Source organism: Undibacterium sp. Di26W, from assembly GCF_049340265.1.
Taxonomy (GTDB): Bacteria; Pseudomonadota; Gammaproteobacteria; order Burkholderiales; family Burkholderiaceae_D; genus Undibacterium.
The window spans coordinates 1-21,962 of the sequence record NZ_JBMPOR010000021.1 but is presented as its reverse complement, the minus strand read 5'-3'; the positions used below and the strand labels follow the sequence as shown (position 1 = coordinate 21,962).

The 21,962-nt window shown below is 53.0% G+C and carries 21 protein-coding genes; 10 read left to right on the top strand and 11 right to left on the bottom strand.

Translation table 11 applies throughout. The features are described 5' to 3' along the window. Positions 1-486, top strand: a complete 486-nt coding sequence (locus ACO0LM_RS21080; protein WP_423039623.1) for a TssQ family T6SS-associated lipoprotein — start codon at positions 1-3, stop codon at positions 484-486. Positions 487-751: 265 nt separating this feature from the next. On the opposite strand, the gene ACO0LM_RS21075 is transcribed toward ACO0LM_RS21080, so the two are convergent. The 7 genes from ACO0LM_RS21075 to ACO0LM_RS21045 all read right to left on the bottom strand — a co-directional run bounded on the left by ACO0LM_RS21075 (position 752) and on the right by ACO0LM_RS21045 (position 7,092). Then, positions 752-1,963: a M24 family metallopeptidase gene (locus ACO0LM_RS21075; RefSeq protein WP_423039621.1), complete on the bottom strand. Its 1,212-nt coding sequence runs from the start codon at positions 1,961-1,963 to the stop codon at positions 752-754. A gap of 179 nt (positions 1,964-2,142) precedes the next feature. Next, a complete protein-coding gene (locus ACO0LM_RS21070; protein WP_423039619.1) occupies positions 2,143-2,817 on the bottom strand; it encodes a methylamine utilization protein in 675 nt (224 codons plus the stop codon). Between the two features lie 31 nt (positions 2,818-2,848). Then, positions 2,849-3,292: a group I truncated hemoglobin gene (locus ACO0LM_RS21065; RefSeq protein WP_423039617.1), complete on the bottom strand. Its 444-nt coding sequence runs from the start codon at positions 3,290-3,292 to the stop codon at positions 2,849-2,851. A 69-nt stretch (positions 3,293-3,361) separates the two neighbouring features. Then, positions 3,362-4,186, bottom strand: a complete 825-nt coding sequence (locus tag ACO0LM_RS21060; RefSeq protein WP_423039786.1) for a DUF3034 family protein — start codon at positions 4,184-4,186, stop codon at positions 3,362-3,364. A gap of 213 nt (positions 4,187-4,399) precedes the next feature. Next, entirely contained in the window at positions 4,400-4,846 is a 447-nt protein-coding gene (locus ACO0LM_RS21055) for a group I truncated hemoglobin (protein ID WP_423039615.1), read from the bottom strand. Between the two features lie 25 nt (positions 4,847-4,871). Next, on the bottom strand, positions 4,872-5,783 hold the full coding sequence (locus ACO0LM_RS21050) for a DUF3034 family protein (RefSeq protein WP_423039613.1): 912 nt from the start codon (positions 5,781-5,783) through the stop codon (positions 4,872-4,874). Between the two features lie 160 nt (positions 5,784-5,943). Beyond that, entirely contained in the window at positions 5,944-7,092 is a 1,149-nt protein-coding gene (locus ACO0LM_RS21045) for a tetratricopeptide repeat protein (RefSeq protein ID WP_423039611.1), read from the bottom strand. Between the two features lie 294 nt (positions 7,093-7,386). Between ACO0LM_RS21045 and ACO0LM_RS21040 the strand changes: the two genes are divergently transcribed. Further along, positions 7,387-9,099, top strand: coding sequence for a diguanylate cyclase domain-containing protein (locus ACO0LM_RS21040; protein ID WP_423039609.1), 1,713 nt, complete (start codon positions 7,387-7,389; stop codon positions 9,097-9,099). 202 nt (positions 9,100-9,301) lie between these two features. Here the strand turns inward: ACO0LM_RS21040 and ACO0LM_RS21035 are convergent, their stop codons facing one another. Together ACO0LM_RS21035 and ACO0LM_RS21030 are read right to left on the bottom strand one after the other, a co-directional pair. Further along, a complete protein-coding gene (locus tag ACO0LM_RS21035) occupies positions 9,302-11,671 on the bottom strand; it encodes an EAL domain-containing protein (RefSeq protein ID WP_423039607.1) in 2,370 nt (789 codons plus the stop codon). Between the two features lie 114 nt (positions 11,672-11,785). Then, a complete protein-coding gene (locus tag ACO0LM_RS21030) occupies positions 11,786-12,364 on the bottom strand; it encodes a methylamine utilization protein (RefSeq protein ID WP_423039605.1) in 579 nt (192 codons plus the stop codon). A gap of 317 nt (positions 12,365-12,681) precedes the next feature. On the opposite strand from ACO0LM_RS21030, the gene ACO0LM_RS21025 reads away from it, so the two are divergent. Beyond that, entirely contained in the window at positions 12,682-13,731 is a 1,050-nt protein-coding gene (locus ACO0LM_RS21025; protein WP_422984020.1) for a GGDEF domain-containing protein, read from the top strand. A 53-nt stretch (positions 13,732-13,784) separates the two neighbouring features. Here the strand turns inward: ACO0LM_RS21025 and yedA are convergent, their stop codons facing one another. Beyond that, positions 13,785-14,672 carry a drug/metabolite exporter YedA gene (gene yedA / locus ACO0LM_RS21020; protein WP_423039603.1) on the bottom strand — a complete coding sequence of 296 codons (888 nt, stop codon included), beginning with the start codon at positions 14,670-14,672 and terminating at the stop codon, positions 13,785-13,787. 125 nt (positions 14,673-14,797) lie between these two features. Between yedA and ACO0LM_RS21015 the strand changes: the two genes are divergently transcribed. The 7 genes from ACO0LM_RS21015 (at position 14,798) to ACO0LM_RS20985 (ending at position 21,657) form a co-directional block, all read left to right on the top strand. Beyond that, positions 14,798-15,244, top strand: a complete 447-nt coding sequence (locus ACO0LM_RS21015) for an Lrp/AsnC family transcriptional regulator (RefSeq protein ID WP_422984024.1) — start codon at positions 14,798-14,800, stop codon at positions 15,242-15,244. A 20-nt stretch (positions 15,245-15,264) separates the two neighbouring features. Beyond that, entirely contained in the window at positions 15,265-16,203 is a 939-nt protein-coding gene (locus ACO0LM_RS21010; RefSeq protein WP_423039601.1) for a LysR substrate-binding domain-containing protein, read from the top strand. Position 16,204: 1 nt separating this feature from the next. Then, positions 16,205-17,266, top strand: a complete 1,062-nt coding sequence (locus ACO0LM_RS21005; protein WP_423039599.1) for a sensor histidine kinase — start codon at positions 16,205-16,207, stop codon at positions 17,264-17,266. Positions 17,267-17,284: 18 nt separating this feature from the next. Next, on the top strand, positions 17,285-17,989 hold the full coding sequence (locus ACO0LM_RS21000) for a LytR/AlgR family response regulator transcription factor (protein ID WP_423039597.1): 705 nt from the start codon (positions 17,285-17,287) through the stop codon (positions 17,987-17,989). A gap of 123 nt (positions 17,990-18,112) precedes the next feature. Then, positions 18,113-19,312: an acyltransferase family protein gene (locus tag ACO0LM_RS20995; protein ID WP_423039595.1), complete on the top strand. Its 1,200-nt coding sequence runs from the start codon at positions 18,113-18,115 to the stop codon at positions 19,310-19,312. Between the two features lie 171 nt (positions 19,313-19,483). Then, positions 19,484-20,383: a LysR family transcriptional regulator gene (locus ACO0LM_RS20990; RefSeq protein ID WP_423039593.1), complete on the top strand. Its 900-nt coding sequence runs from the start codon at positions 19,484-19,486 to the stop codon at positions 20,381-20,383. Between the two features lie 257 nt (positions 20,384-20,640). Beyond that, positions 20,641-21,657 (top strand): LacI family DNA-binding transcriptional regulator, encoded by a 1,017-nt coding sequence (locus ACO0LM_RS20985; RefSeq protein WP_423039591.1) that lies wholly within the window; start codon positions 20,641-20,643, stop codon positions 21,655-21,657. Positions 21,658-21,754: 97 nt separating this feature from the next. Here the strand turns inward: ACO0LM_RS20985 and ACO0LM_RS20980 are convergent. After that, on the bottom strand, positions 21,755-21,962 hold a 208-nt coding region (locus ACO0LM_RS20980), incomplete at its 5' end, for a hypothetical protein (protein ID WP_423039589.1).

The window sequence follows — 21,962 nt, the reverse complement described above, 5'->3', positions numbered from 1 at the left end:
ATGAAGAAATTAATTCAACAAGTGTATATGGCCGGGCTGGTGCTGGCATGTACGGCATTGCTGGGATGCGAAACCGCACCCACGCAGGCACCTGCACCCAACAAGCCTGTGGGCAGGCAAAAAGAAATCATCATCACGCCTCCCCTGCAGCCGCTGGATACGACGCCGGCACCACCGCCGGTAAGTCCGGATGTGCAAGCCATGAAAGACGGCATGGCGCTGTATGATGCCGGTGATTACAACGGTGCCCTCAAACGACTGGGGTCGCTAGATATCTGGAATGGCCATAACAAGGATTTGCAAGTGAATGCGCTGAAGTTCATGGCATTCAGTTATTGCGTCACTTCCAGGGTGCAATTATGCCGCCAGCAATTTGATCGCGCGTTGAAGCTGGACCCGACGTTTAATCTGTCACCTGGCGAAATCGGTCACCCTATCTGGGGCCCGGTGTTTTTGAAATCCAAGAACGCCATCCAGAAGAAATAATCTGCCAGGCAGACGGCGGTAGGTGGAGGGCTATCCTTCACTTAATTTTTCACTTAATTTTTCACTTAACTTAAGCAGTCTGCCAGTGGACTGTAACTTTGAAACAGAAGTGAAAGACGCTTGCCCGGCGATCAGGGCAAGACAAGCTTAACACTTATGCACAGCGATAGTGAACTATCGCGAGCCTTTGCAACGCAGCCATGGTCGTCGCGCAAGCGGAAGGCACTCTGTTTTCTACTGTTACAGTCCACTTTCCCCTGCATAATCAATCAATGCCAAATGGCGCATCGACTGCACGGCTTTGTCCGGTGAACCAGCGCGGCCCCTGTTCTGCCATGTAGAAATGATCTTCCAGGCGGATGCCAAACTCAGCTTCTATGCAGATCATGGGCTCGTTGCTGAAGCACATGCCAGCGGCCAGCGGGCGCTGATTGCCTTTGACCAGGTAAGTCCACTCATGGATATCCAGACCTATACCGTGGCCGGTGCGGTGCGGCAGGCCGGGTAACTGGTAATCGGGACCAAAACCGGCTGCGGCCAATACCTTCCTGGCGGCGGCATCAACCTGTTCACAGGGAATACCGGGCTGGGCGGCGTCAAATGCGGCTGCCTGGGCAGTTTTTTCCAGCTCCCAGATATCACGCTGGCGTTGGCTGGCTTGGCCGAACACATAACTGCGGGTAATGTCCGAGTTGTAACCGTGCAGCTTGCAGCCGGTATCGATCAATACCATATCACCATCGCGCAGGAATTGTTCGCCGTCCGGCCCATGCGGCATGGCCGTGGCGGCACCAAAGCTGACGATGCAAAAAGTCGATGCGCTGCCGCCATAGGCACGATGAGCCTGGTCAATGAAATGCGCGACTTCAAAAGAAGAGATGCCTTCGCGCAAAATCCTGGCCGCCTTTTTGTGAACTTCCAGTGTGATGTTTTTCACGGACTGCATGATGGCCAGTTCTGCCGCTGATTTATGCATGCGGCATTCTGCCGTGATCGTGCTGCCATTGATGATACGTGCCAAAGGCAGGGCACGGCGCAAGCCATCAAACACAAAAAAGGGAGCGGCTTCATCCAGGGCCAGCACATCGCTTTTGCAATGCAGATCCTGCAGGCAGGTTTTGAGCAGTTGGCAGGGATCTTCTTCTTCCTGCCACAGACGGATATCGGCTTCGGCACCCAGGGTTTCGCGCAGCTTGGATTCTTCAAAGCCAGGGCAGATATAGCTCAAGCTGGCGTCCGGCGTCAGGATGGCCGCAGTCAGGCGTTCGCTGGGATACCAGCGCAGGCCGGTAAAATAATACAGGCTGCTACCGGCTGGCAGGATCAGGGCATCGATCGCATTGTCTTGCATCAGTCTGGCGGCCTTTTCCACGCGCGCCCGGCGTTCTGCAATGCTGATGGGCGATACCATTGCGGTGCCTGCCTGTATGCCGGCCAACTCCGTGGCAGCCGTAGAACCACCTATACCTGATGTCATTCCCACACTCCGTAGTAGCCAAAATGAGTAGACTGTCACAGTCCATTAGCGACAAGAGCATAGTATAAACAGCGGCACGGGTCTTGCCGATTTACCCGTGTCGGCATGACGAAATTGGCATAGCAAGACAGGCAAATGATATGGCTAATTTAGGTCAATATTAGGTCAATACGCCCTAACTAGTAATTCGCAGCCTTGGCTTTTCTTGGCGTGGGCACAAAATCAAACTGCCATTTCACTGGCGGGGTCTGGTCATTGACTTTGATCGTCTGCATCAGCGGTTGTTTGATGCTGCCCATATTCGGATGCCAAGCCCTGATTTCGTAGTTACCATCCGGCAGTTGATCCAGGATGGTGGTACCGGCCTGTTCGGTTTTGGCGAAGTAAGGGGTATCCACCGCCAGCACATAAGCGCGCATCCAGTTATGCAGCAGGCAGTACACAATCACGATGCCAGGTTTGTCGAATATTACTGGCGGTGGCACCACGCCGCGCTCATAGGTCTTGATTTCAAATTCCTTGACGGCAGAGAAGGATTTCACATGGTGCTCCATCTTGTCGTAGTTGGGAAACTTGACCTGTGTGCCGACCCTGATCACGGTCACGTAGGGTGAAAATTGCATATCGCTTTGCGAAATCGTGGCCGCTTCGGTTTTGCCCGCTGGTGGCAGGGGCGTACCTATGGGCGTGGCATACACCACCACATCGGCCATGGCCGCGCCATTTTTATCCACGGCCTGGATGCTCACTTTGGCTGCTGCGGCCAGTGATGGCAGGCCAGCAAGCAGCATGCAGGCCAGTGCCAGCCTTGGTCCCAGGGTGTGTGCATTGACGGATGCCAACCAGTTTTTCATGGGGATTTTCTGCCTTGATAAGTAGCTCATCTTATTTGGTGACTATAGGGCGTTGCATAGGGGCCAGTTTGGCGATCAGCCGGTTCTGGACTGAAGAAGGAATATTGTGTTTTTCCATGGCGACCTGCAAATCTTCGGCCAGCGCGTTGAAGTGGGCATTGGTGATTTGCATGTCCTGATGAACGTCGTCCATGCTACGGCCGCTGTATTTGCAAGGACCGCCACTTAAGTCGCAAAATTGCTCGGTGAGCATTTGTGCCAGTCTTTCGGTATCGGTTTCTTTGAAAGCCTTGTTGATACGCGGATCTTCCAGCACGATGGCGACGAAGGAGTTGACGAAGGTATTAATGCCTTGCTTGGCCCCCAGGCTTTGATACAGGGCATCATTGCCGGTTGCAGTTTGCGCCTGGGCGGACAGGCTGACGAGCAGGAATAAACCGCATACGGCTTTGCTGAAACGGGAGATGGAAATCATGATATGTGCTTTCGATGTATTGATACTGATCGTGGGTGTCTGCAGGTGTCGCATCCAGAAAACAGGGGCTTAAAATCCGGCCTGTACAGACAGATACCAGCCACGCTGATTCTTTGGATTGAATATGGTGATGTCACCCAGGGTGGCATAGGCAGCGGTTACTGACAGGTTCTTGGTGGGGAACCAGGCGACAAAGGCATCGTAATAATCCTTTTCATTGTCCACGCCCAGATTACGCGGCTTCATGCGGTACTCGGCCCCGACTGCCAGTTTGCGGTTGATGAGGTAGGCGACCGAGGTTTCCAGCCTGGCTTGATAACTGTCTTTCTTGTCGCCCCCAAAACCCAGTATGCCCATCTGATTGGCCTTGGTCATGCGCAATGTGCCATTCAGCAGCAGGCTTTGTTCCAGCAGGATCTTGGTGGCTGCGACATAGTAATCAACGCCACGGTCATCCTTGGCCCCCAGTTGCTTGACATTGGTGACGCCCAGTGCGCCCAGGCCGCCTATGCCCTTGTTGCGTTTGGCCATGGCACCGACGGCGATTTGCGGCATCCAGCTATCCTGCTCATACACGGCATCACCGGCAACTTTGACTTTGATACCGAAAATATCCTGCTTGATATTCAGTGCATTCAGCGGAGCCAGGCTACCGGTAAATTCTTGCGTTGCCAGTGACAATTCCACGCGGTCGGCAATGCCGACGGCCACGCCATAGGTTTTCAGGCTGTAGTCCTGGGTGTTCACCTGGGTCAGGTGGGCATTGGCACCGTAGCTGTCGCGTGTGCCATAACCGGTGATCAATGCCCAGGGCGTCAGGCCACCACCACCGGCACCTTCCAGCTGGCTGACGCCACCGGTGGCGGTCAGCTTGCCCATATCAGGTTTCAACATGTCTTGCGCCAGGCCGGTTTGTGACCATGCGACGCAACTGCCGAACAGGACAGTCGTCAAGATTTTTCTGGTAGTTTGCATCATGTTTCCTCTAGGTTATCTCGCTTTAACTTGCTACAAGTCGCTTTTTTACCTGGAAAAATCCAGGCTCCTGCTGTTTGTACGGCGCAAATCGAAAATCGGATTCAGGTCAGATGCAAAAGTGCTGAAAATTTATGGTGGCTTGGGTTTGGGAGAGACGATGTCTTTTTTCATGGGGGCCAGTTTGGCCATGAGTTTGTTTTGGGTAGAAGAGGCTATCGCCAGTTTGTCCATGGCTATTTGCAAATCTTCGGCCAGGGCATAAAACTGGGCAGCGTTGATGCCCAGGTTTTCATGCACCAGCTTCATGTCATCGCCGGTGTATTTGCAGGGGCCGCCACTGATAACGCAAAATTGCTCTTTCAGTAATTTCGCCAGGCGTGGCATATTGGCCTCTTTGAATGAGGCCTTGATGCGTTCATCCTGCAAGACCAGGCCCAGCATTTCATCGACAATCTTGCTGATGCCAGGTTCATTGCCCAGTGCCTGGAACAAGCTGTCCTGAGTAACTTGTGCCATTACCTGGCCGGCACATGCCAGCATCAGGCTGACGGTCATTGCGGTGTGACGTAATTTCATCGGCATCCCCATTTGGTATCCCCACTTAATTACCGACCTGCAGCGACAGATACCATCCGCGCTGGGTTTTGGGATTGAAGATAGTGATATCTCCCAGATTGACATAGGCCAGCGTCAGCGAAAATTGCTTGTTTGGGAACCAGGCAAGGAAAGCATCATAGTAGGCTTTTTCCTTATCCACGCCCAGGTTGTGCGGCTTGCTGCGATATTCGACGCCAGCCACCAGCTTGCGGCTGAGCAGATAGGCCAGCGATATTTCCGGTTGCAACTGATACTGATTACCTTTGTCACCACCAAAACCAAGCAAGCCCATCTGATTGGCCTTGGTCATGCGCAGCGTCGCGTTCAACAGCAGACTGTGATCAAGGTCGAGTTTGGTGGCCGATACATAATAATCGATGCCGTGCTCATCCATTGCCCCCAGTTGCCTGACGCTGGTAATACCCAGTGCCCCCAGTCCTTTGACGGCCTGGTTGCGCTTGAACATGACACCGACAGCAACTTGCGGTTGCCAGCTATCCTGGTCGCTGACCAGATCACCGGCAATCCTGAGTTTGATGCCCAAGATATCCTGGTTCAGCTCCAGCTTGTCCAGCGGGGCCTGGCTGCCAGTGAATTGTTGGGTGGACAAGGACATTTCCAGACGGTCGGCAATCCCGATGGCGATACCGGCAGTCCGCAGACGGTAATCCTGGGTGCTGACCTGGGTGATATGCGCATTCACACCGTAGCTGTCTTCACTGCCATAGCCGGTAATCGTGGCCCAGGGAGTCAAGCCGCCGCCGCCAGCACCTTCTATCTGTTTGACGCCACCGGTCGCCAGCAAGCGGCCCTGATCTGGCATGGGCAGGTCCTGGGCGTGGGCACCAGCAGACGCCAGCATGCATGCCACTATCAGGGCAGGGCCAACATTCAGGGTGGTTCGCTTATTCAACATGGCCATATCAAGGACGTGCGCTGGGTGTCTTCAGATTAAACCAGAAGGTTTATTGTAAAGTGTTGACCATCAGTCACATGTCGCCAGCAGTATTTTATTGCTAAAATACCACAAAATAAATATGGGATAAGCGGGGAATAGGTGTGTAACGCGGCAAGTATCAACGTTTGACAAACACAGTTCCCTGCGTGCCGTTGGCTTCGCGTGCCGTTGATTTCATTTTTGCACGTGCCTTGGCTTGACCCTCGGTGGCAAGTTCTTGCAAGTCAGCCTGTTCCTGGGCACCAGGCAATATGGCTAGTTGAGAGAATAAATTCTGCGCCAGATGATAGTCGCGACGGTCAAGGGCCAGATCGGCCAGCGTGCTAATGGTCAGGGCATAGTTGCGGGAATTGGTCAGCATGGACAGCTGTTCCAGGGACTCATGCAATATTTGTTCTGCCATATCCAGTGAACCCGTTTTGCGCAGGGTATCGCCGATCTGCATCAGGCAATTACCTATACTGGGTGACCAGCCGGCAGGTTTGGCCAGTGTCAATGCCTTTTGCTGCCATTCGAGAGCCGCTTCGTAATTATTCATTCTGCTATAGGTATAACCTATATTGGCTGCGGTCAGGATGGCGCGGCGAATCTGCCCGGATTGCAGGCACAGCCTGTAGGCCTTGTCCAGGAATGCGATGGAATCATCAAACTGCTCGTTCAGGCCGGCATATAAACCAAGAAAATCATTCATCAGCGCTGCCAGCGCCGGATGGATATCCTTGGGCGGATTCCGGGTTTCAAAATGACGGTCAAAATAGGCTTTTGCCAGTTTGTCGTCGCGCAAGACGGCGATGCGTGCCAGGGCTGCTGCCGCGCATTGGCGACGCAGCACATCGTCGGCCTTGCTGGCTTCATCTATTGAGATTGCCATTTCAATATCGCATTCCACATGCTTGCCCTGGTCGGAAAAAATGAAACCCAACAAGTGATGGGCATCGCTCAGACAGACGGCATCCAGATGGACTTCGGGATGCCTTAGTATGGCTTGCACGATGCTGGCGGCAACATCCAGATCGGCATGCAGCCAGCGTTCTTCTGCGCGTATCAATTGCAGGCGCAAATACACCAGTGCCTTGTCGGCTTCCGAACGCCTGGATTTGTTGAGTAATATGCTTACCTGATCACATAAGCTGACTGCCTGGCGGCTATCGCGCTGGCGCAAGCCCCACGCCAGTGTCAGCATATCGTCCAGTTGTTCTTGCGCCACCATGTCGGCCAAACGCTGCTCTAACTGTTTAACTTCGCTATCGGTGGCGTATAAGTCCATAGTATGCTGCTTGTCCTGAGAGATTTTATCTCTTGAAGGAAGCGATTCAATTGTTGAAATAAATGAATGAAAAGGGAGTTCAGATGTCAATCTTGTCTCGCGAACTACCACAATACGCAAGATTTAATTCCTGTGCCGCCGCAGAAGTTGGTTTTAACAATTTTTAACGGTATATACTGAAAAGCTCGATTTTTTCAGCCCCAAAAATCGAAATCGAGGCACGTATCCTGCTTTTTACCTAAGTATTCTTTAACTTTTTTCCTGACCTTGATATTGTCGTTTTTGAGCCCGAGTATGAGTCGTTCGTCGTTGCGTCGTGAATTGGTGATCCCGATTACCGTGCTGGTAATCGGCGTGTCCGCTGCCATAGGTTGGGTCTCGATGAAGGCCGGGACGGATGCCGTATATACCCTGACCCAGCGGATTCTGGTAGACATGGTGAACCGCATCAATCATGCGACCGAAAAGCATCTGGATGGTGCCCTCATTGCGCTTGAATCAGTAGCACCCAGCGCAGGCAATGTACCCAAGGAACAGGCGTTTCCCACCGACATGAAAGTGCTGGAAGAAAAGTTCTGGGTTGCCAGCGGTTTGTTCATGGATGTCAATAATTATGTCTACTTTGGTGGCAATGATGGCCGTTTTGTCGGCGTCTACCGTATCTCCAACGGCATGGTGCAATTGTTCTGGCGCGAGCCGGAATGGAACAAGCGTTTTGTCTACCGCGTGGGGCATGTCGGCGATCGTGCCGAATTATTGCGCAGTGACGCATTTGATCCGCGATTAAGGCCCTGGTACCAGGCTGCCAGGGAATCAGAAAAACCGGTCTGGTCAAAAATCTATAATAATTTTTCTTTTCATTACCCCACCATCACCCTGGCCAAGGCGGTCTATCAAAAGAATCATGAATTTGCTGGCGTGGTGGCGACCGACCTCACGCTCAAGGAGTTATCCAACTTTTTGCGCAAGCTGGAAATCAGCAAGAACAGTGTCGCCTATATTGTCGATGCAGATGGTTTTATCGTCGCTACGTCGGGCCAGGAAATACCGGAAAGAACGGTGAATGGGGTACCAGAGCGCATGCGTGCCATCGACATGAAAACCCCACTCATTAATCAGACTTTCCAAAAGCTGGGGAATGCAAGCGCACTGACTTCAGGCACACAACCCATAGAAACCAGCATCGGTACGGTAGACGTGGCCATCTCGCCTCTGGGTATCCGTCAGGGCCTGAACTGGCAGACGGTCGTGGCGGTACCGCGTTCGGATTTCATGAGCAGCATCAACCAGGGGTTTTTGCAGAGTATGGTGATTGCTTTTGCCTGCATCATCTTTGCACTGACCATAGGGTTGACGATCGTGGAGCGTGTGGTCAGGGATATCCGCAAGCTGACTTCTGCCGCAGAAAAATTCGGCAATGGCGAACCCATGCCCGCCCTGCGCATCAACCGCACGGATGAAATCGGCAAACTGGCGCAGACTTTCACTGAGATGGAAAACAAGTTGCGCTTTGATAAACTGACCCAGGTTGCCAACCGCGAATCGCTGTTCGCCCAGATCAATTACCTGCAAAAGCAGGCCCTGGAGCACCCCGGAAAAATCGGAGGATTTACCCTGCTGTTTGTGGACCTGGACCGCTTTAAATCCATCAACGATAACCATGGGCATGATGCTGGCGACAAGGCATTGGTGATTATCGCGGCACGCCTGCGTTCAGCCATACGTGATACCGATGAAGTTGCCAGGTATGGCGGTGATGAATTTGTACTGCTGCTGAAAGACACCAGCAATTCGATTGACATCAATAATATGGTGGAAAAAATTTGCAGCGTGGTTGAACAACCGATAGCGCTGGATGATGTCATCGTCGGCGTCGGCGTTTCCATAGGTTGGGCCAGCTTCCCGGAAGATGGCGAAGATTATGTCAGGCTGATCAAAATTGCCGATAGCCGTATGTACAACCGCAAACGCGATCGCAAGTCAGCGCAGTCGGTTCATGCGGTATAAGGCTGCTAGTGGACTGTAACAGTTGAAACAGAAGTGAAAGACGCTTGCCCGGCGATCAGGGCAAGGCGCAAAGCAGAGCGATAGTGAACTATCGCGAGCATTTGCAACACAGCCATGGTCGTCGCGCAAGCGGAAGGCACTCTGTTTTCAACTGCTACAGTCCATTAGTATGCAGCCCTGACGCCGTCCTGCTGTGGAGGTATCACGACGCCGGATTGTTTTGCTGCCATTTTTCCAGCCACGCCGGTAAATCGGTCGAGGGCATGGGTTTGCTGATGAAATAACCCTGGGCCTGATCGCAGCCCAGTTCTTTCAGCAGGGCCATGACTTCAGCATTTTCCACCCCTTCTGCGACGACGCGCAAGCCCATATTGTGGCCAAGATCAATGGTGGATTTGACGATTTTGGTGTCATCAATATCTTTTTCCATTTTCAAGACGAAAGACTTATCGATCTTGAGTTCATCCACCGGCAAACGTTTCAGATAGGCCAACGAAGAGTAGCCGGTACCAAAGTCATCGATGGACAAGTCCAGGCCCATGGCATGCAGACGATCCAGCGTCTGAAAGGCCCTGACCGGGTCATCCATGATGGCGCTTTCGGTAATTTCCAGACAGAATGAGGCAGCATCCACCTGATGTTGCTGCAGGATCTGTGCAAACTTGGTGGGCAAATCCTGATCCATCAAATCCCTGGTGGAAATATTCACGGAGATTTTCAAGTGCAAGCCCTGCTTATTCCAGAGACTGCAAACGCGCGCTGCCTCATTCATGATCCAGTGTGTCAACTGGCGGATGAATCCGGTTTGTTCTGCAAAAGGGATGAACTGGTCGGGGAAGATGAAACCGCGTTCGGGGTGCACCCAGCGTACCAGTGCTTCCACCGCGATCACCTGCCCATGGTCCAGCCCGACCTTGGGTTGCACATACATGCGAAATGCCTGTTGTTCCAGCGCTGCCCGCAATTCACTTAGCAGTGACAGGCTTTGCTGACTGCCTTTGTCTATGTCCGGTGAATAAATGACGGCACCACTGTTCCCCAGCTTGGCTGCATACATGGCGACTTCGACCCGGCTTAACAAAGTATGGGTATCGCTGGCATGGTCGGGAAAACCGGCAATGCCTATGCCTGCGCCCAGGTCCACGGTCTGGTCTTCGATGGAAATCGGTTTTTCCAGTGAACGCAAAATCCGGTGGGCCAGGTGTAGCGCTTCTTCTTTGGAACCATTCGGCAACAGAATAGCGAATTCATCGCCACCCAGGCGGGCTGGCTTGGTAGCCCCTGCGCCCAGTTCGTCTGACAAGCGGATGGCGACCTGGTTTAACAGGATATCGCCAAAGCGGTGACCCATGACGTCGTTCACGTGCTTGAAACGGTCCAGGTCCATCATCAGTACGTAACAGGATTTCTCATGCGCGCGTGCCATCGCGATGGCTTCTTCCAGCATGTCGGTAAACAGGGCGCGGTTCGGCAGATTTGTCAGGGTATCCCAGTACGCCAGCCGGCTGATTTCCTTTTCACGCTGGGCGATGCCGTCACGCATGGTGGTGAAGGTGCGTGCGAGATCGCCGATTTCATCTTTCTGCTTGACGTTGATGGCTGCCGTATAGTCACCGGCACCCAGGCGTCGGGCGGTTTCTGCCAACTGCCGCACCGGGCCGGTAATGCGGCGGGCGGTAATGGCGCTGATGATACTGGCGACAACGGCACCAAACACCGTCAGTATCAGCAAGTTCAGTTGCAGTTTTTTGTAGGGCGCAACTGCCTGGCTGATGGACAGTTGTAGTACCGCGACGGTACTGGCCTGCTCATTTTGCGCCAGCTGGATGATGCGGGTGCTGTACTGGTCTTCATCGATCTGGATATTCGGCAGGTAGCTGACTTTCTTTTCTGGTGGCGGTATCAGATGGGTCAGTTCGGCAGCCTGTCCATCGCTGAGTGTGGATACATTCGGTGTCCAGCCATTTTTTCCCGTCGTCAGCAGGCTGATCTGCATCAGCGACAGTTCATGCATGTCACTCACCAGGGTCTTGCCTATGGGAATAGCCATCACGACCCAACTGATGGTCACTGGTGCTTCTATCGGCACCACCACCATTTGATACGGCTTGCCATCGACGATGGTGGTACTGGCGGCACTGCCGGATTTTTCTGCTGTCTGTATCAGGGCCGCGACAGATTGTTGCAAGCTGTGGCTGAGATTGCCAGCGGCAGTCGCACTGGAAGACGCGGTGATTTTTCTGTCCAGGCCAACCAGCATGGTCAAGTCAGAACCTATGCGTTTGCCGTGATTCGACAGAGTAGAGACGATGGTTTCGGTGTCATGCGTGCCTATGGCTTCACGGAAGGCATATTCCTTGGCCAGGACGATGGCACCCTGTATCAGTTTTTGTGCATTCTGATCCAGCAGTCGCAACAGGATTTTTTCATTAAGCTTCAGGCTTTCTTCGATGGCACTGCGGGCATTGCTGTCTATGGTATTACGAATGGTGAAAAAGCCGACCAGTTGCAAGGTCAGGAGCAGACCGATAAACAGGGTGACGACGCGGCTTTCCAGACTATGCAAACGCATGAATTATCCTCAATGTGCGCACGTAAAATAATAATGTAGTTGATGTTTGCCGCTATGTCAGGGCTGATGATTGCATCCGTCATGCATAGGAACGGGTATCCCGACAGCTCCTGATTATCCTGCTTTGTAATTGAGTTTGACAATCACCGGCGTTGCGCTGCCATCAACCTGCAGGTTTTGTTCCTGAACCGCCGCACCAGGGGCTTGCTTGGGGTGCCATACTTTCAAGACATATTTACCGGCTGGGATGGTGGCCAGGTGTGCCACACCGCTGGCATCCGTTTTGGCAAAATAGGGTGTATCGACAATATGGATATAGGCGACCATCTGGTCATGGATATTGCAGCCGACGACCACCGTGCCGGCCTTGTCAAACACCACGGGCGCTGCCGGTTTGCCAGAATACAACTTGAGTTCAAAGGGTTTGGCCGGTGAAAACGAGTAGGCATGGTGCCTGACCGTATCATTATTTGGAAAAGATACCGACGTGCCGGTCTGTACTACCGTCACCAGTGGCATGAATTTCTTGTCTTTTTGCTGGATTTCTGCCGTGGCCGATTTGGCAAGTTGTGGCCCTGTTGCCAGTTCGGCATATACCACCGCATCCTGGACCGCCTGGCCACTGTTGTCGCTGACCTGAATGACGGACGCTGCTGCCGCCGGGCTAGCCAGCGCTACGCTGATGATTCCCATGCAGATCATGCCGGGGCTACAAAAAAGCGGCTGTTTATTTCGCATAATCGGCACCTTGCCAAAAAAATATGATTGAAATGATGTCACTATATATTACTGTAGTTCCGCCCATCGCAGAATGCCAACGGCGGATTCCCACAAAGGACTTTAGAGTAATACCCACGGATCAGTCATTTTTATCTAAGGCGAGATTGTTTGCAGATAATCTGGTGACGGTGTGCCTTGACTTGCTATACTATTGTAAAACGGCAATGTACGCATTGCTGGTGTTGACTTCGTACGGAGTGTTAATGCTGTAAGGTGCAGGAATACGGGGCATGGAATCAATCATTAAACATCTGGTAGAGATTACCGGACATCGCGATCATGACTTACTGAATATTTCAGTGATTACGGCTCTGCGTCAATTGACGAATGCAGAGTCGGCACGGGTATTGGATGTCGTTTCCGTTGGCCAGCAAGTTTTTATCAAGCCTCAGATTACCATCCACGAAGGTTCGGTGGCCATGGCCGACGAATCGCACACGACGCCCACGGCAAATGATTCAATCGAGCATTATCCCCAGTTAAAAGAAGGCATTGCCAAGCAACAACCAGTGATTGAGCATCTGATCGAAGGCGGCAGGATAGTCTGGCTGCCGATCTGGATCAACGACAAGCTGCATACCTGCCTGGAAATCTACAAACCAGCCAACTACACCGCGAATGCAATGGAAGTGGTCAGCGGCATGCTGATCGTGTACAGAAACTTTCAAAACCTGCTTGATTACAGTGAGCGTGACTCTCTGACCGGTTTGCTGAACCGTAAGACTTTTGATGATAATTTTTCCAAAGTCCTACGCAATAGTGCATTGCAGCAGCAGGCTAGCTCGGAAGCCGAGCGTGAGGACGAAGAGCGTCGCCGTCATGAGCCGGAACGCCAGCATTGGCTGGCAGTACTGGATATCGACCATTTCAAGCGCGTCAATGACCAGTTCGGTCATCTGTATGGCGACGAAGTTTTGATTCTGATTGCTAATTTACTACGTAGCTCCTTCCGTCCTTCAGACCGGCTGTTCCGCTTTGGTGGTGAAGAATTCGTGATTTTATTGCGCTCGACTTCGCAAGAAGATGCGCAGATGATCTTTGATCGTTTCCGTCAAAATGTAGAAATGCATCATTTTCCACAGGTAGGTACGGTCACCATCAGCATCGGTTATGCTCGCATAGACCCGTTTGAGCCTGCCGTGGCCATCGTCGGTCGGGCTGACCAGGCCCTGTATTTCGCCAAGACCAATGGTCGCAACCGCACTTGCTATTACGATGCCTTGGTCACCAGTGGTGACTTGCAGATTGAAGTATCCAACGATACTGCCGAATTCTTTTAAACGGACGTATGCAAAACTGCTACAACAGCCTTGCATGCATCCCGTAAAACACTTCAACTGGCAGTCTGTTCTTGGTTCTTCTTGTGGGCGCTGGTCAGTACGATGACGCTGCCAAGGATGATACTCATCGCCAGCATTTCACGCATGGACAAATGTTCACCACCAAACGCCACTCCCAGGCCCACCGCAATCACCGGGTTGACATAGGCATAGCTGGCAGCCAGGCCGGCAGGGACCTTGGACAGCAGATACATATAGGCAGTAAATGCCAGTAATGAACCCGCCACTACCAGATAAGCCCAGGCCGCCACTGCATTGAAAGTCACTTCACCTGTCAGTTGCTCGCCTTTGAACAGACTGACCAGGAACAGGAACAGGCCGCCCACCAGCATTTCACTGGCAAAGCCCATGCCGCCGGCAGCCATCTTGAGCTTCTTTTGCGACAGGATGGAACCTATATCCCAGCACAGTATGGCACCCAGCAAAAACAGGATGCCCAGCGGTTTCGCGGAAAACTGTCCATCCGAAGCCAGCAGCATGGCACCAATAAAACCGCAGACTATGCCCAGCCATTCGCGTCTTTTCGGCCAGTCGCCGAACAGGCCCGACAGGCCCGACAGTATCATTGGTGAGCAGGCGATAAAGACCGCAGTCAGACCGGAAGAGACGTATTGCTGTGCCACCGCAGTCAGGCCGGTGCCGCCACCCAGCATCAGGATGCCGACTATGCCGCCATCCCGCCACTCACGCAAAGTCGGGTTGACTGCGCCACGCCATTTTTGCCAAAGATATAATATCGCGCCCGCCACCAGAAAGCGCGTGCCTATCATCATGAAAGGCGGGAAGGCTTGCAATGCGACCTGAATGGCAAAATACGTGGAGCCCCAGACAATATAGACGGTGAGCAGGGCGAGCAGGACTTGACGGGGCAGGTGGCGCATGAATTTCTCTTGTGCAATGAATTATCGACTATCAGTGTATGTCAGCAGGATGTGATTTTGAATGGATAAACAAAGGTAAATCAGGTACATTTCTTTTGATATCACAGAAAAAAGAGGTTTTTTCCATGAAGTTAGAATTGGACGTGATGGATGGCAAGATCCTTGAGATTTTGCAGGCGGATGCCAGGGTCACGTTGGCCGAAATCGGTCGTCGCATACATTTAAGCCAGCCAGCGGTTGCCGAAAGGGTCAAACGCATGGAAGCGGCGAATGTCATCACGGGATATCATGCCAGGGTCAATCCCGAAGCACTGGGATATGGGATTACCGCCTTTGTCCGCATAGCCAGTCGCGCCACCGACACGCCGGTACTGAAAATTGCCGAGCAAGTGCCGGAAGTCGTTGAATGCCATGCCATTACCGGCGAAGATTGCGTGATCGTGAAAGTGGTGGCGCCGTCAGTACGCGAACTGGAACGTGTGATCACCAGTCTGGCACGTTGCGGTGTGACCTCAACATCGCTGATCCTGTCGTCATCGATAGAACGCAGAGCGATCAAGCCTGTTGAATAGAAAAACGGAACTGCGAGAACATGGAACTGCGCCAATTACGCTATTTTGTTGCCATCGTCGATCATGGCTCGCTGTCACGGGCCGCACGTGTGCTGCATATCGTGCAGCCAGCCCTGACCCAGCAATTGCAGCAACTGGAAGAAGAACTGGGAGCCATGCTCTTGCACCGCTCGGCCCAGGGCATGCAGGCCACCGATGCCGGCAAGGTATTTTACGAACATGCGCAGGCGATACTGAAACAGGTCAGTGACGCCAGGTCTGCGGTGGCACAGTCCACCGACAAACCACGCGGCACCGTGGCTTTGGGCATACCGCAAAGCGCGTCCGGTGCATTGGCCTTCCCGCTGCTGAAAGCGGTGCGGGCGGCTTACCCGGACATCGTGTTTCAGTTGACAGAGGAATTGACCGGCAACCTGAACGAACAGTTGCGTTCGGGACGCCTGAACCTGGCCATCCTGTTTGACGACGGGCAATTGGGCGGCTTTGCCACCAAACCCATGGTCGAAGAAGAAATGATGTATATCACCCGCAGCGATTCGCAATTTGCCTGCAAGCGCAAATCCATTACGCTGGAACAGGCCCTGAAGGCGACCCTGATACTGCCCAGCATCCAACACGGGGTGCGACCACGCATAGAACAGGTGGTCAGGCAACAGGGCAAAAGCATAGAGCAGGTGATCGACATTACTTCCATCGCGATTTTGAAATCGGCCTTGCTGGCCGATATGGGTGCGACCATCTTGCCGGTTTCCCCCATGCTGGCAGAAATTGAAAGAGGCGAGATGCGCGCCTGTCCCATCAGTGATGTGCAGCTTTCGCGTACGGTGACCTTGTGTGCATCCAAAAACATCCCGCTGACGAATGCCGCCATGGCGGTGGAAAAACTGGTGTTGGAATTGACCCGTGAATTAAGCCAGAGCGGCAAATGGCTGGGAACAAAAAACCTGGTGTCCGCCTGATATGAGCCATCAACGATTCTGGAAAAAGATAAAAAAACCTTTGCTGGCCGGCTGGGTTTTATTTTGGCTATTAATGATGGCGGTTGCCGTGCAAGACCATTTGAAGAATGGCGGCAAACATATCTGGGAACCACTATTTTGGGAAGGTTCATCTGCCTTTGTCGGCACTGCCTTGCTACTGATACAAAAACGCAAGTTGACTGACAGTGTGTTGTTGCAGACGCCAGCCAAATGGTTTTGGCAGCAGATTCTACCGCTGCCATTGATCAGCATTGTATTTGTCATCCTCATTTATAGCCTGCGCCATCTGGTATATGCAATGCTGGGACTGACCTATCAGCATGGTGGCTGGGGCCAGGTGCTGGTCTATGAATGCAGCAAGATCTTCCTGTTCTTTGGCATCTTCTATGTCGTCATCTTTGGCCTGCAAGCCTATGCATCCCTGCTGGAAGAAAAAGAACATGCGGAAAAATCCCAGGCCTTGTTGCGACAGGCGCAGTTGCACAGGCTGACGCAACAGATGCAACCGCATTTCCTGTTCAATGTCCTCAATACCATTTCATCCCTGATGTATACCGATGTCAAACTGGCCGATACCGCCTTGAGCCAGATTGCCGGACTCTTGCGTGCCAGCCTTGATCTGGGACAGCAGTCAGAAACCGATTTGCGGCATGAGTTGGAGCTATTGCAAGCCTATGCACGGCTCATGAGCCTGCGCTTTGTTGACCGGGTAGAACTCAGCTGGGACATCGCTGACGACCTGCAGGATTGCCGGGTACCAGTGATGAGTCTGCAAACACTGCTCGAAAACAGCTTCAAGCATACGGTGGAAAAACGTACACAACTGACACGTATCCAGATCAGCGCGCGTAGCGAGCAGGGGCAATTGGTATTGTGCATTCAGGATGATGCCGGATACCTGACAGAAAAAACCGATAATAGCGGCGTCGGCATCAACAACTTGCGCCAGCGCCTGCAAGTGCTGTATGCGGATACGGCCAGCCTGACCGTACGTGCATTGACACCCGCTGGTGTCATGACAGAACTGCGTTTGCCACTTTGAGCACAGGATGAAGACGCCATGAAAATCCTTATCGTCGATGACGAAGCCTATGCCAGAGACAAACTCAGGCGCCTGGTTGCCGAACACGTGGCCGACGCCAGCGTGACAGAAGCCAGGGACGGGAAGGAAGCCCTGGACAGCATTGCGAAGCATAAACCCGACCTGGTTTTCCTCGACATACAGATGCCGGAAATGGATGGTATCAACGTGGCCAGCCAGTTGAGTCCGCCGCTGCCACTGAACGTGTTCGTAACGGCGTATGACCAGTTTGCCCTGCAAGCCTTCGATGCAAATGCCATCGACTATTTGCTCAAGCCCTATGATGAAGCGCGGTTCTTGCGTGCCATGCACAGAGTGGAAGAACGCAGCGCTATGGCCAGAAAGACCGACACTGAGCAGCATTTGCTGTTGAGTGAAAAGGGCCGTGTCCTGGTCATCAAACTGGCTGACATTGTCCGTCTGGAAGCGGCTGACAATTATGTGCTGATCTGCACTGCGCAAGAACAGCATATGATGCGCCAGACCTTGTCCGGCCTGCATGAGCGTCTGGGGCAAGGTTTCGTGCGTTGCCATCGCCGCCATATCGTCCGTCTGGACCAGATTACCCAGGTATTGCCAGCGCAAAAAGGCGATGCTGAATTATTATTGCGCAATGGCCCCAGCCTGCCCTGCAGCCGCCAGTATAGGGAGGATGTGGTCCAGCAACTGGCCAGCCTGCATTGACAGGTATTCTGATCTTGGTCCAGTTCACCCCGGCTGGAATCCAGTTCGTCACATTCCCCTCGCTTGCATCTGGCCCGGGCTGTAAGCTGGCCTTGTGTTCATAACCAAGTCTATACCGCCATCATGTCCACCTCATCCACACCCACCGCAGGTTCGCCGTCACTACGTCTGTACTTTCTTGACTGGGTCCGTATCATTGCCTTCTTCCTGCTAATTCTGTATCACGTCGGTATGTATTACGTGGAATGGGGCTGGCATGTCAAAAGCCCGCATGCCAGCTCCACCCTACAGCCGCTGATGATGCTGACCAGCCCATGGCGACTGAGCTTGCTGTTCTTCATTTCCGGTGTGGCATCGGCATTCATGCTGGAAAAAATCCGGCCCGGGCAATTCCTGCGCAGGCGCAGTATTCGCCTCTTGCTGCCATTGATCTTTGGCATGTTGATCGTGGTGCCACCGCAAGCATATCTGGAAGTAGTGGAAAAACTGGCGTATGCCGGCGGCTATACCGACTTCATGCAATTATATGTGCATGCCTATCATGGCTTCAAAGTAGAGGGCAAGACGCTCGCTCTGCCGACCTGGAATCATCTGTGGTTCGTTGCCTATCTGTGGGTCTACAGTGTCTTGCTGGGATGTTGGCTGGCAGTCAAACCAGACTGGTTCAAGATGGCCCGCACTTGGCTGGAAAAACAGATGAAAGGCTGGCGCATACTGGTCTTGCCGATTGCGTATCTGGCTGTGGTACGCATGGCTTTATTGAGTGACTTCCCGCCGAATCATGGTCTGGTTGCTGACTGGTATAACCATGCCTGCTATTTGTTTGTCTTTGTGTTTGGTGCACTGATCGCCACATCCCCGGTATTCTGGCAAGAGCTGGCAGCCTTGCGCTGGCTGGCACTGAGACTGGTTGCATGCAGCTGGATCCTGCTCATCATTTATTTTGACCTTGCCCCTGATGATGTTCCCAAATGGCTGCTCATGGCGCAGCGCCTGGTATGGGTTTGCATGGCCTGGTCGGCGATTATCGCGGCGTGCGCTTATGCGCACCAGTACCTGAACTTTGACAGTCCGGCAAGGCGCTATCTGACGCAGGCTGTGTTTCCCGTCTACATCCTGCATCAGACCTATATCGTCATCATGGCGCATAGCCTGAAGCCGCTGGCATTGCCTGCGCTTAGCGAAGGCATCTTGCTGATTGCCTTGACGGCGCTGAGCTGTTTCCTCAGCTACGAAATAATACGCCGCGTGTTTTTCTTGCGCCCCCTGTTTGGGCTCGATCTGGGTTCTGTTTATAGGCCCAGGTCACTCAGTCCGGGATGATGGTCCGGGCGGCAACCCTGTGACCAGTGAAACAGGCGCTGATCTGCGCTGAACTTCGCTGATTTTGAAAATGTAATGGGGCCCCTAATTTTCGCAATATCATTTGTGGACAGAATACGTATCACTTACAATTGATTATTGTAAAAAATGGAATAATCACCGGGCACATCTATGGACAAGCTGCATTTGATGACGGTGTTCGTGGCCGTCGCAGAAGAAGATGGTTTTGCTGCTGCCGCCCGTCGCCTGGGCATGTCGCCACCGGCGGTGACCCGTGCGATTGCGGCGCTCGAAGCCAGGCTGGGTGTCAAATTGCTCAATCGCAGCACGCGTTATGTCAGGGTAACCGAAGCCGGTCAACGCTATCTGGATGATGCACGCCGCATCATCGCCGACGTCGAGACGGCGGACGAAGCCACAGCTGGCATCAATGCCGAACCACGCGGTCATTTGACGGTGACTGCACCGGTCCTGTTTGGCAAAATGTATGTAATGGCCAGCATAGTCGATTACCTGCAACGTTATCCGGCCATGGATGTGTCTGCCCTGTTTCTGGACCGGGTGGTGAATTTGCTGGAAGAGGGCGTGGATGTTGGCATACGCATAGGCGAACTGCCCGATTCCAGCATGAAAGCGATACGGGTCGGGCAGATACGGCGGGTCTTGTGCGCGTCGCCAGCCTACCTGGCGCACGCTGGCCAGCCGCAACACCCCGATCAGTTACGGGCCCACAGCATGATTGCCGCATCCAGTGTGACGCCGATGACCGAGTGGCGTTTCAGCCATCAGGGGCAGAACCTGGCATTCAAGTTCAAGCCGCGCCTGACCATCACCAGCAATGATGCAGCGATTGAAGCCAGCCTGGCTGGCCTGGGCATTAGCCGCCTGTTGTCGTATCAGGTGGATGTCTTATTCAAAACCGGGCAATTGATACACCTGCTGCCCGAGTATGAAACAGCACCTTTGCCGGTGCATGTGGTGCATCGGGAAAACCGCTATGCATCCACCAGGGTCAGAAGCTTTGTTGATCTCATCGTCACGCAACTGCGGGAAAAAATGGCAACACATTGATAGCGGCAATGCCATGCGTGATGGAAATTTAATATACTTACGACTTACGCAAAATTGTCCCAGCAAGACTATCGCTTTAGAAAACCTCCCTTGCAGGGGAGGTTCGTTACGTTGGCAGACAATATATTGTCTGAAACCCCAACTACACCGCAGCGACGAAGACAGTACGAACAGTACGGCTAGGAGCTACAACGCAGCTGGGGCGGTTTTGCGTAAGTCCTAATACTGCTGAAACCTTAATTATAGAAGAGAATCTAGTGGCCACCATCAAGGATGTAGCCCGCCTGGCGGGAGTAGGTCTGGGAACTGCTTCGCGTGTGGTGAGCGGCAACGGTTCAGTCTCATTAAAGACGCAGGAAAGGGTCAGGAAAGCCATCGCTGAACTGGATTTTCGCCCTTCGCATGCAGCGCGCTCGCTGTTGTCTGGCAATTCGCAAATGATAGGGGTGTATATCCCGGTACTCAAGGGCACCTTTTATATGCCCATCCTGCAATCCATTGATACTGAACTGCGTGCTGCCGGTCTGCATATGGTGGTTGCCTTTGGTGTGAGCGGCGTTGACGAGCACCGGAAAGGTGTGGAAGCCATACAATTCTTGATGGAGCGTGGTTGCGACGGCCTGATCGTCATGAGCAACGTCTTGAATGACGATGATTTTTCTAAGCTCGGTCCCAAGCATGCACAACTGGTGATGTTGAATCATCATTCGGAACAATTTGCCGCACAGTGTTTTATTGCAGATCATGAGCTGGGCGGGGTGATGGCAGCAAAAGCCTTGCTTGCGCATCAGCACAAAAAGATAGCAGTCATAGCCGGCCCGTCCGAGGCGGCAGACAATGTGGACCGCATCAACGGATTCTTGGGCGAACTGGGCCGCGCCGGTATCGATACGGCAAACCTGTGGATAGCTGAAAGCGACTTTTCGTCAGAAGGTGGCTGGAATGCAGCCAGGGAACTGGTCAATTCAGCTTATCCGTTTACCGCCCTGTTTTGTGCCAATGATGAAATGGCACTCGGTGCGCTCTCGTATTTCCAGCAGGCGGGCATTGCCGTGCCACGCGATGTCTCGGTGATAGGCTATGACGACACCATGAGCGCCACCTTCGCCGCGCCACCCCTGACTTCGGTGCATATACCCTGGCGTGATGTCACCTTGAATGCCCTGAACGAATTGCTGAACCGCTGTTATGGATGGGCGCGTCCGGTGAAGCGGGATTTCCAGGTTGCCGTCACCATGCGTGCATCCCTGGCCAGGCGTCGCAAAGCTGCTTAGAACCTGTTTGCGATCTTACTGCGCGAACGTGATCGGGGCTCATGCGCTGCTCAAAATGCTCATGGTCTTAAGTACATTCCGCTTTTTGCGCTGCTCTTCACTCCCGCTGACGCTCGCTTGCGACAGATCGTAAACAAATGGTATGGACGCCGCCTTCGAGGCTGCTGGAAATAGAGAGGGACTCCAGCGCCGACGGCATCAATGTGCCAAAGTAGAAGTATGACCAACTACTTGAGGCGAGGAGTCCGAAATGAATATTACGACAATTGGCATGGATTTGGCAAAGAATGTGTTTGCGTTGCATG

Bases quoted from the DNA above. Each gene is read 5' to 3' on its own strand.
- ACO0LM_RS21080 (WP_423039623.1), top strand. From the start codon at position 1: ATGAAGAAATTAATTCAACAAGTGTATATGGCCGGGCTGGTGCTGGCA.
- ACO0LM_RS21075 (WP_423039621.1), bottom strand. From the start codon at position 1,963: ATGACATCAGGTATAGGTGGTTCTACGGCTGCCACGGAGTTGGCCGGC.
- ACO0LM_RS21070 (WP_423039619.1), bottom strand. From the start codon at position 2,817: ATGAAAAACTGGTTGGCATCCGTCAATGCACACACCCTGGGACCAAGG.
- ACO0LM_RS21065 (WP_423039617.1), bottom strand. From the start codon at position 3,292: ATGATTTCCATCTCCCGTTTCAGCAAAGCCGTATGCGGTTTATTCCTG.
- ACO0LM_RS21060 (WP_423039786.1), bottom strand. From the start codon at position 4,186: ATGTTGAAACCTGATATGGGCAAGCTGACCGCCACCGGTGGCGTCAGC.
- ACO0LM_RS21055 (WP_423039615.1), bottom strand. From the start codon at position 4,846: ATGAAATTACGTCACACCGCAATGACCGTCAGCCTGATGCTGGCATGT.
- ACO0LM_RS21050 (WP_423039613.1), bottom strand. From the start codon at position 5,783: ATGTTGAATAAGCGAACCACCCTGAATGTTGGCCCTGCCCTGATAGTG.
- ACO0LM_RS21045 (WP_423039611.1), bottom strand. From the start codon at position 7,092: ATGGACTTATACGCCACCGATAGCGAAGTTAAACAGTTAGAGCAGCGT.
- ACO0LM_RS21040 (WP_423039609.1), top strand. From the start codon at position 7,387: ATGAGTCGTTCGTCGTTGCGTCGTGAATTGGTGATCCCGATTACCGTG.
- ACO0LM_RS21035 (WP_423039607.1), bottom strand. From the start codon at position 11,671: ATGCGTTTGCATAGTCTGGAAAGCCGCGTCGTCACCCTGTTTATCGGT.
- ACO0LM_RS21030 (WP_423039605.1), bottom strand. From the start codon at position 12,364: ATGGGAATCATCAGCGTAGCGCTGGCTAGCCCGGCGGCAGCAGCGTCC.
- ACO0LM_RS21025 (WP_422984020.1), top strand. From the start codon at position 12,682: ATGGAATCAATCATTAAACATCTGGTAGAGATTACCGGACATCGCGAT.
- yedA (WP_423039603.1), bottom strand. From the start codon at position 14,672: ATGCGCCACCTGCCCCGTCAAGTCCTGCTCGCCCTGCTCACCGTCTAT.
- ACO0LM_RS21015 (WP_422984024.1), top strand. From the start codon at position 14,798: ATGAAGTTAGAATTGGACGTGATGGATGGCAAGATCCTTGAGATTTTG.
- ACO0LM_RS21010 (WP_423039601.1), top strand. From the start codon at position 15,265: ATGGAACTGCGCCAATTACGCTATTTTGTTGCCATCGTCGATCATGGC.
- ACO0LM_RS21005 (WP_423039599.1), top strand. From the start codon at position 16,205: ATGAGCCATCAACGATTCTGGAAAAAGATAAAAAAACCTTTGCTGGCC.
- ACO0LM_RS21000 (WP_423039597.1), top strand. From the start codon at position 17,285: ATGAAAATCCTTATCGTCGATGACGAAGCCTATGCCAGAGACAAACTC.
- ACO0LM_RS20995 (WP_423039595.1), top strand. From the start codon at position 18,113: ATGTCCACCTCATCCACACCCACCGCAGGTTCGCCGTCACTACGTCTG.
- ACO0LM_RS20990 (WP_423039593.1), top strand. From the start codon at position 19,484: ATGGACAAGCTGCATTTGATGACGGTGTTCGTGGCCGTCGCAGAAGAA.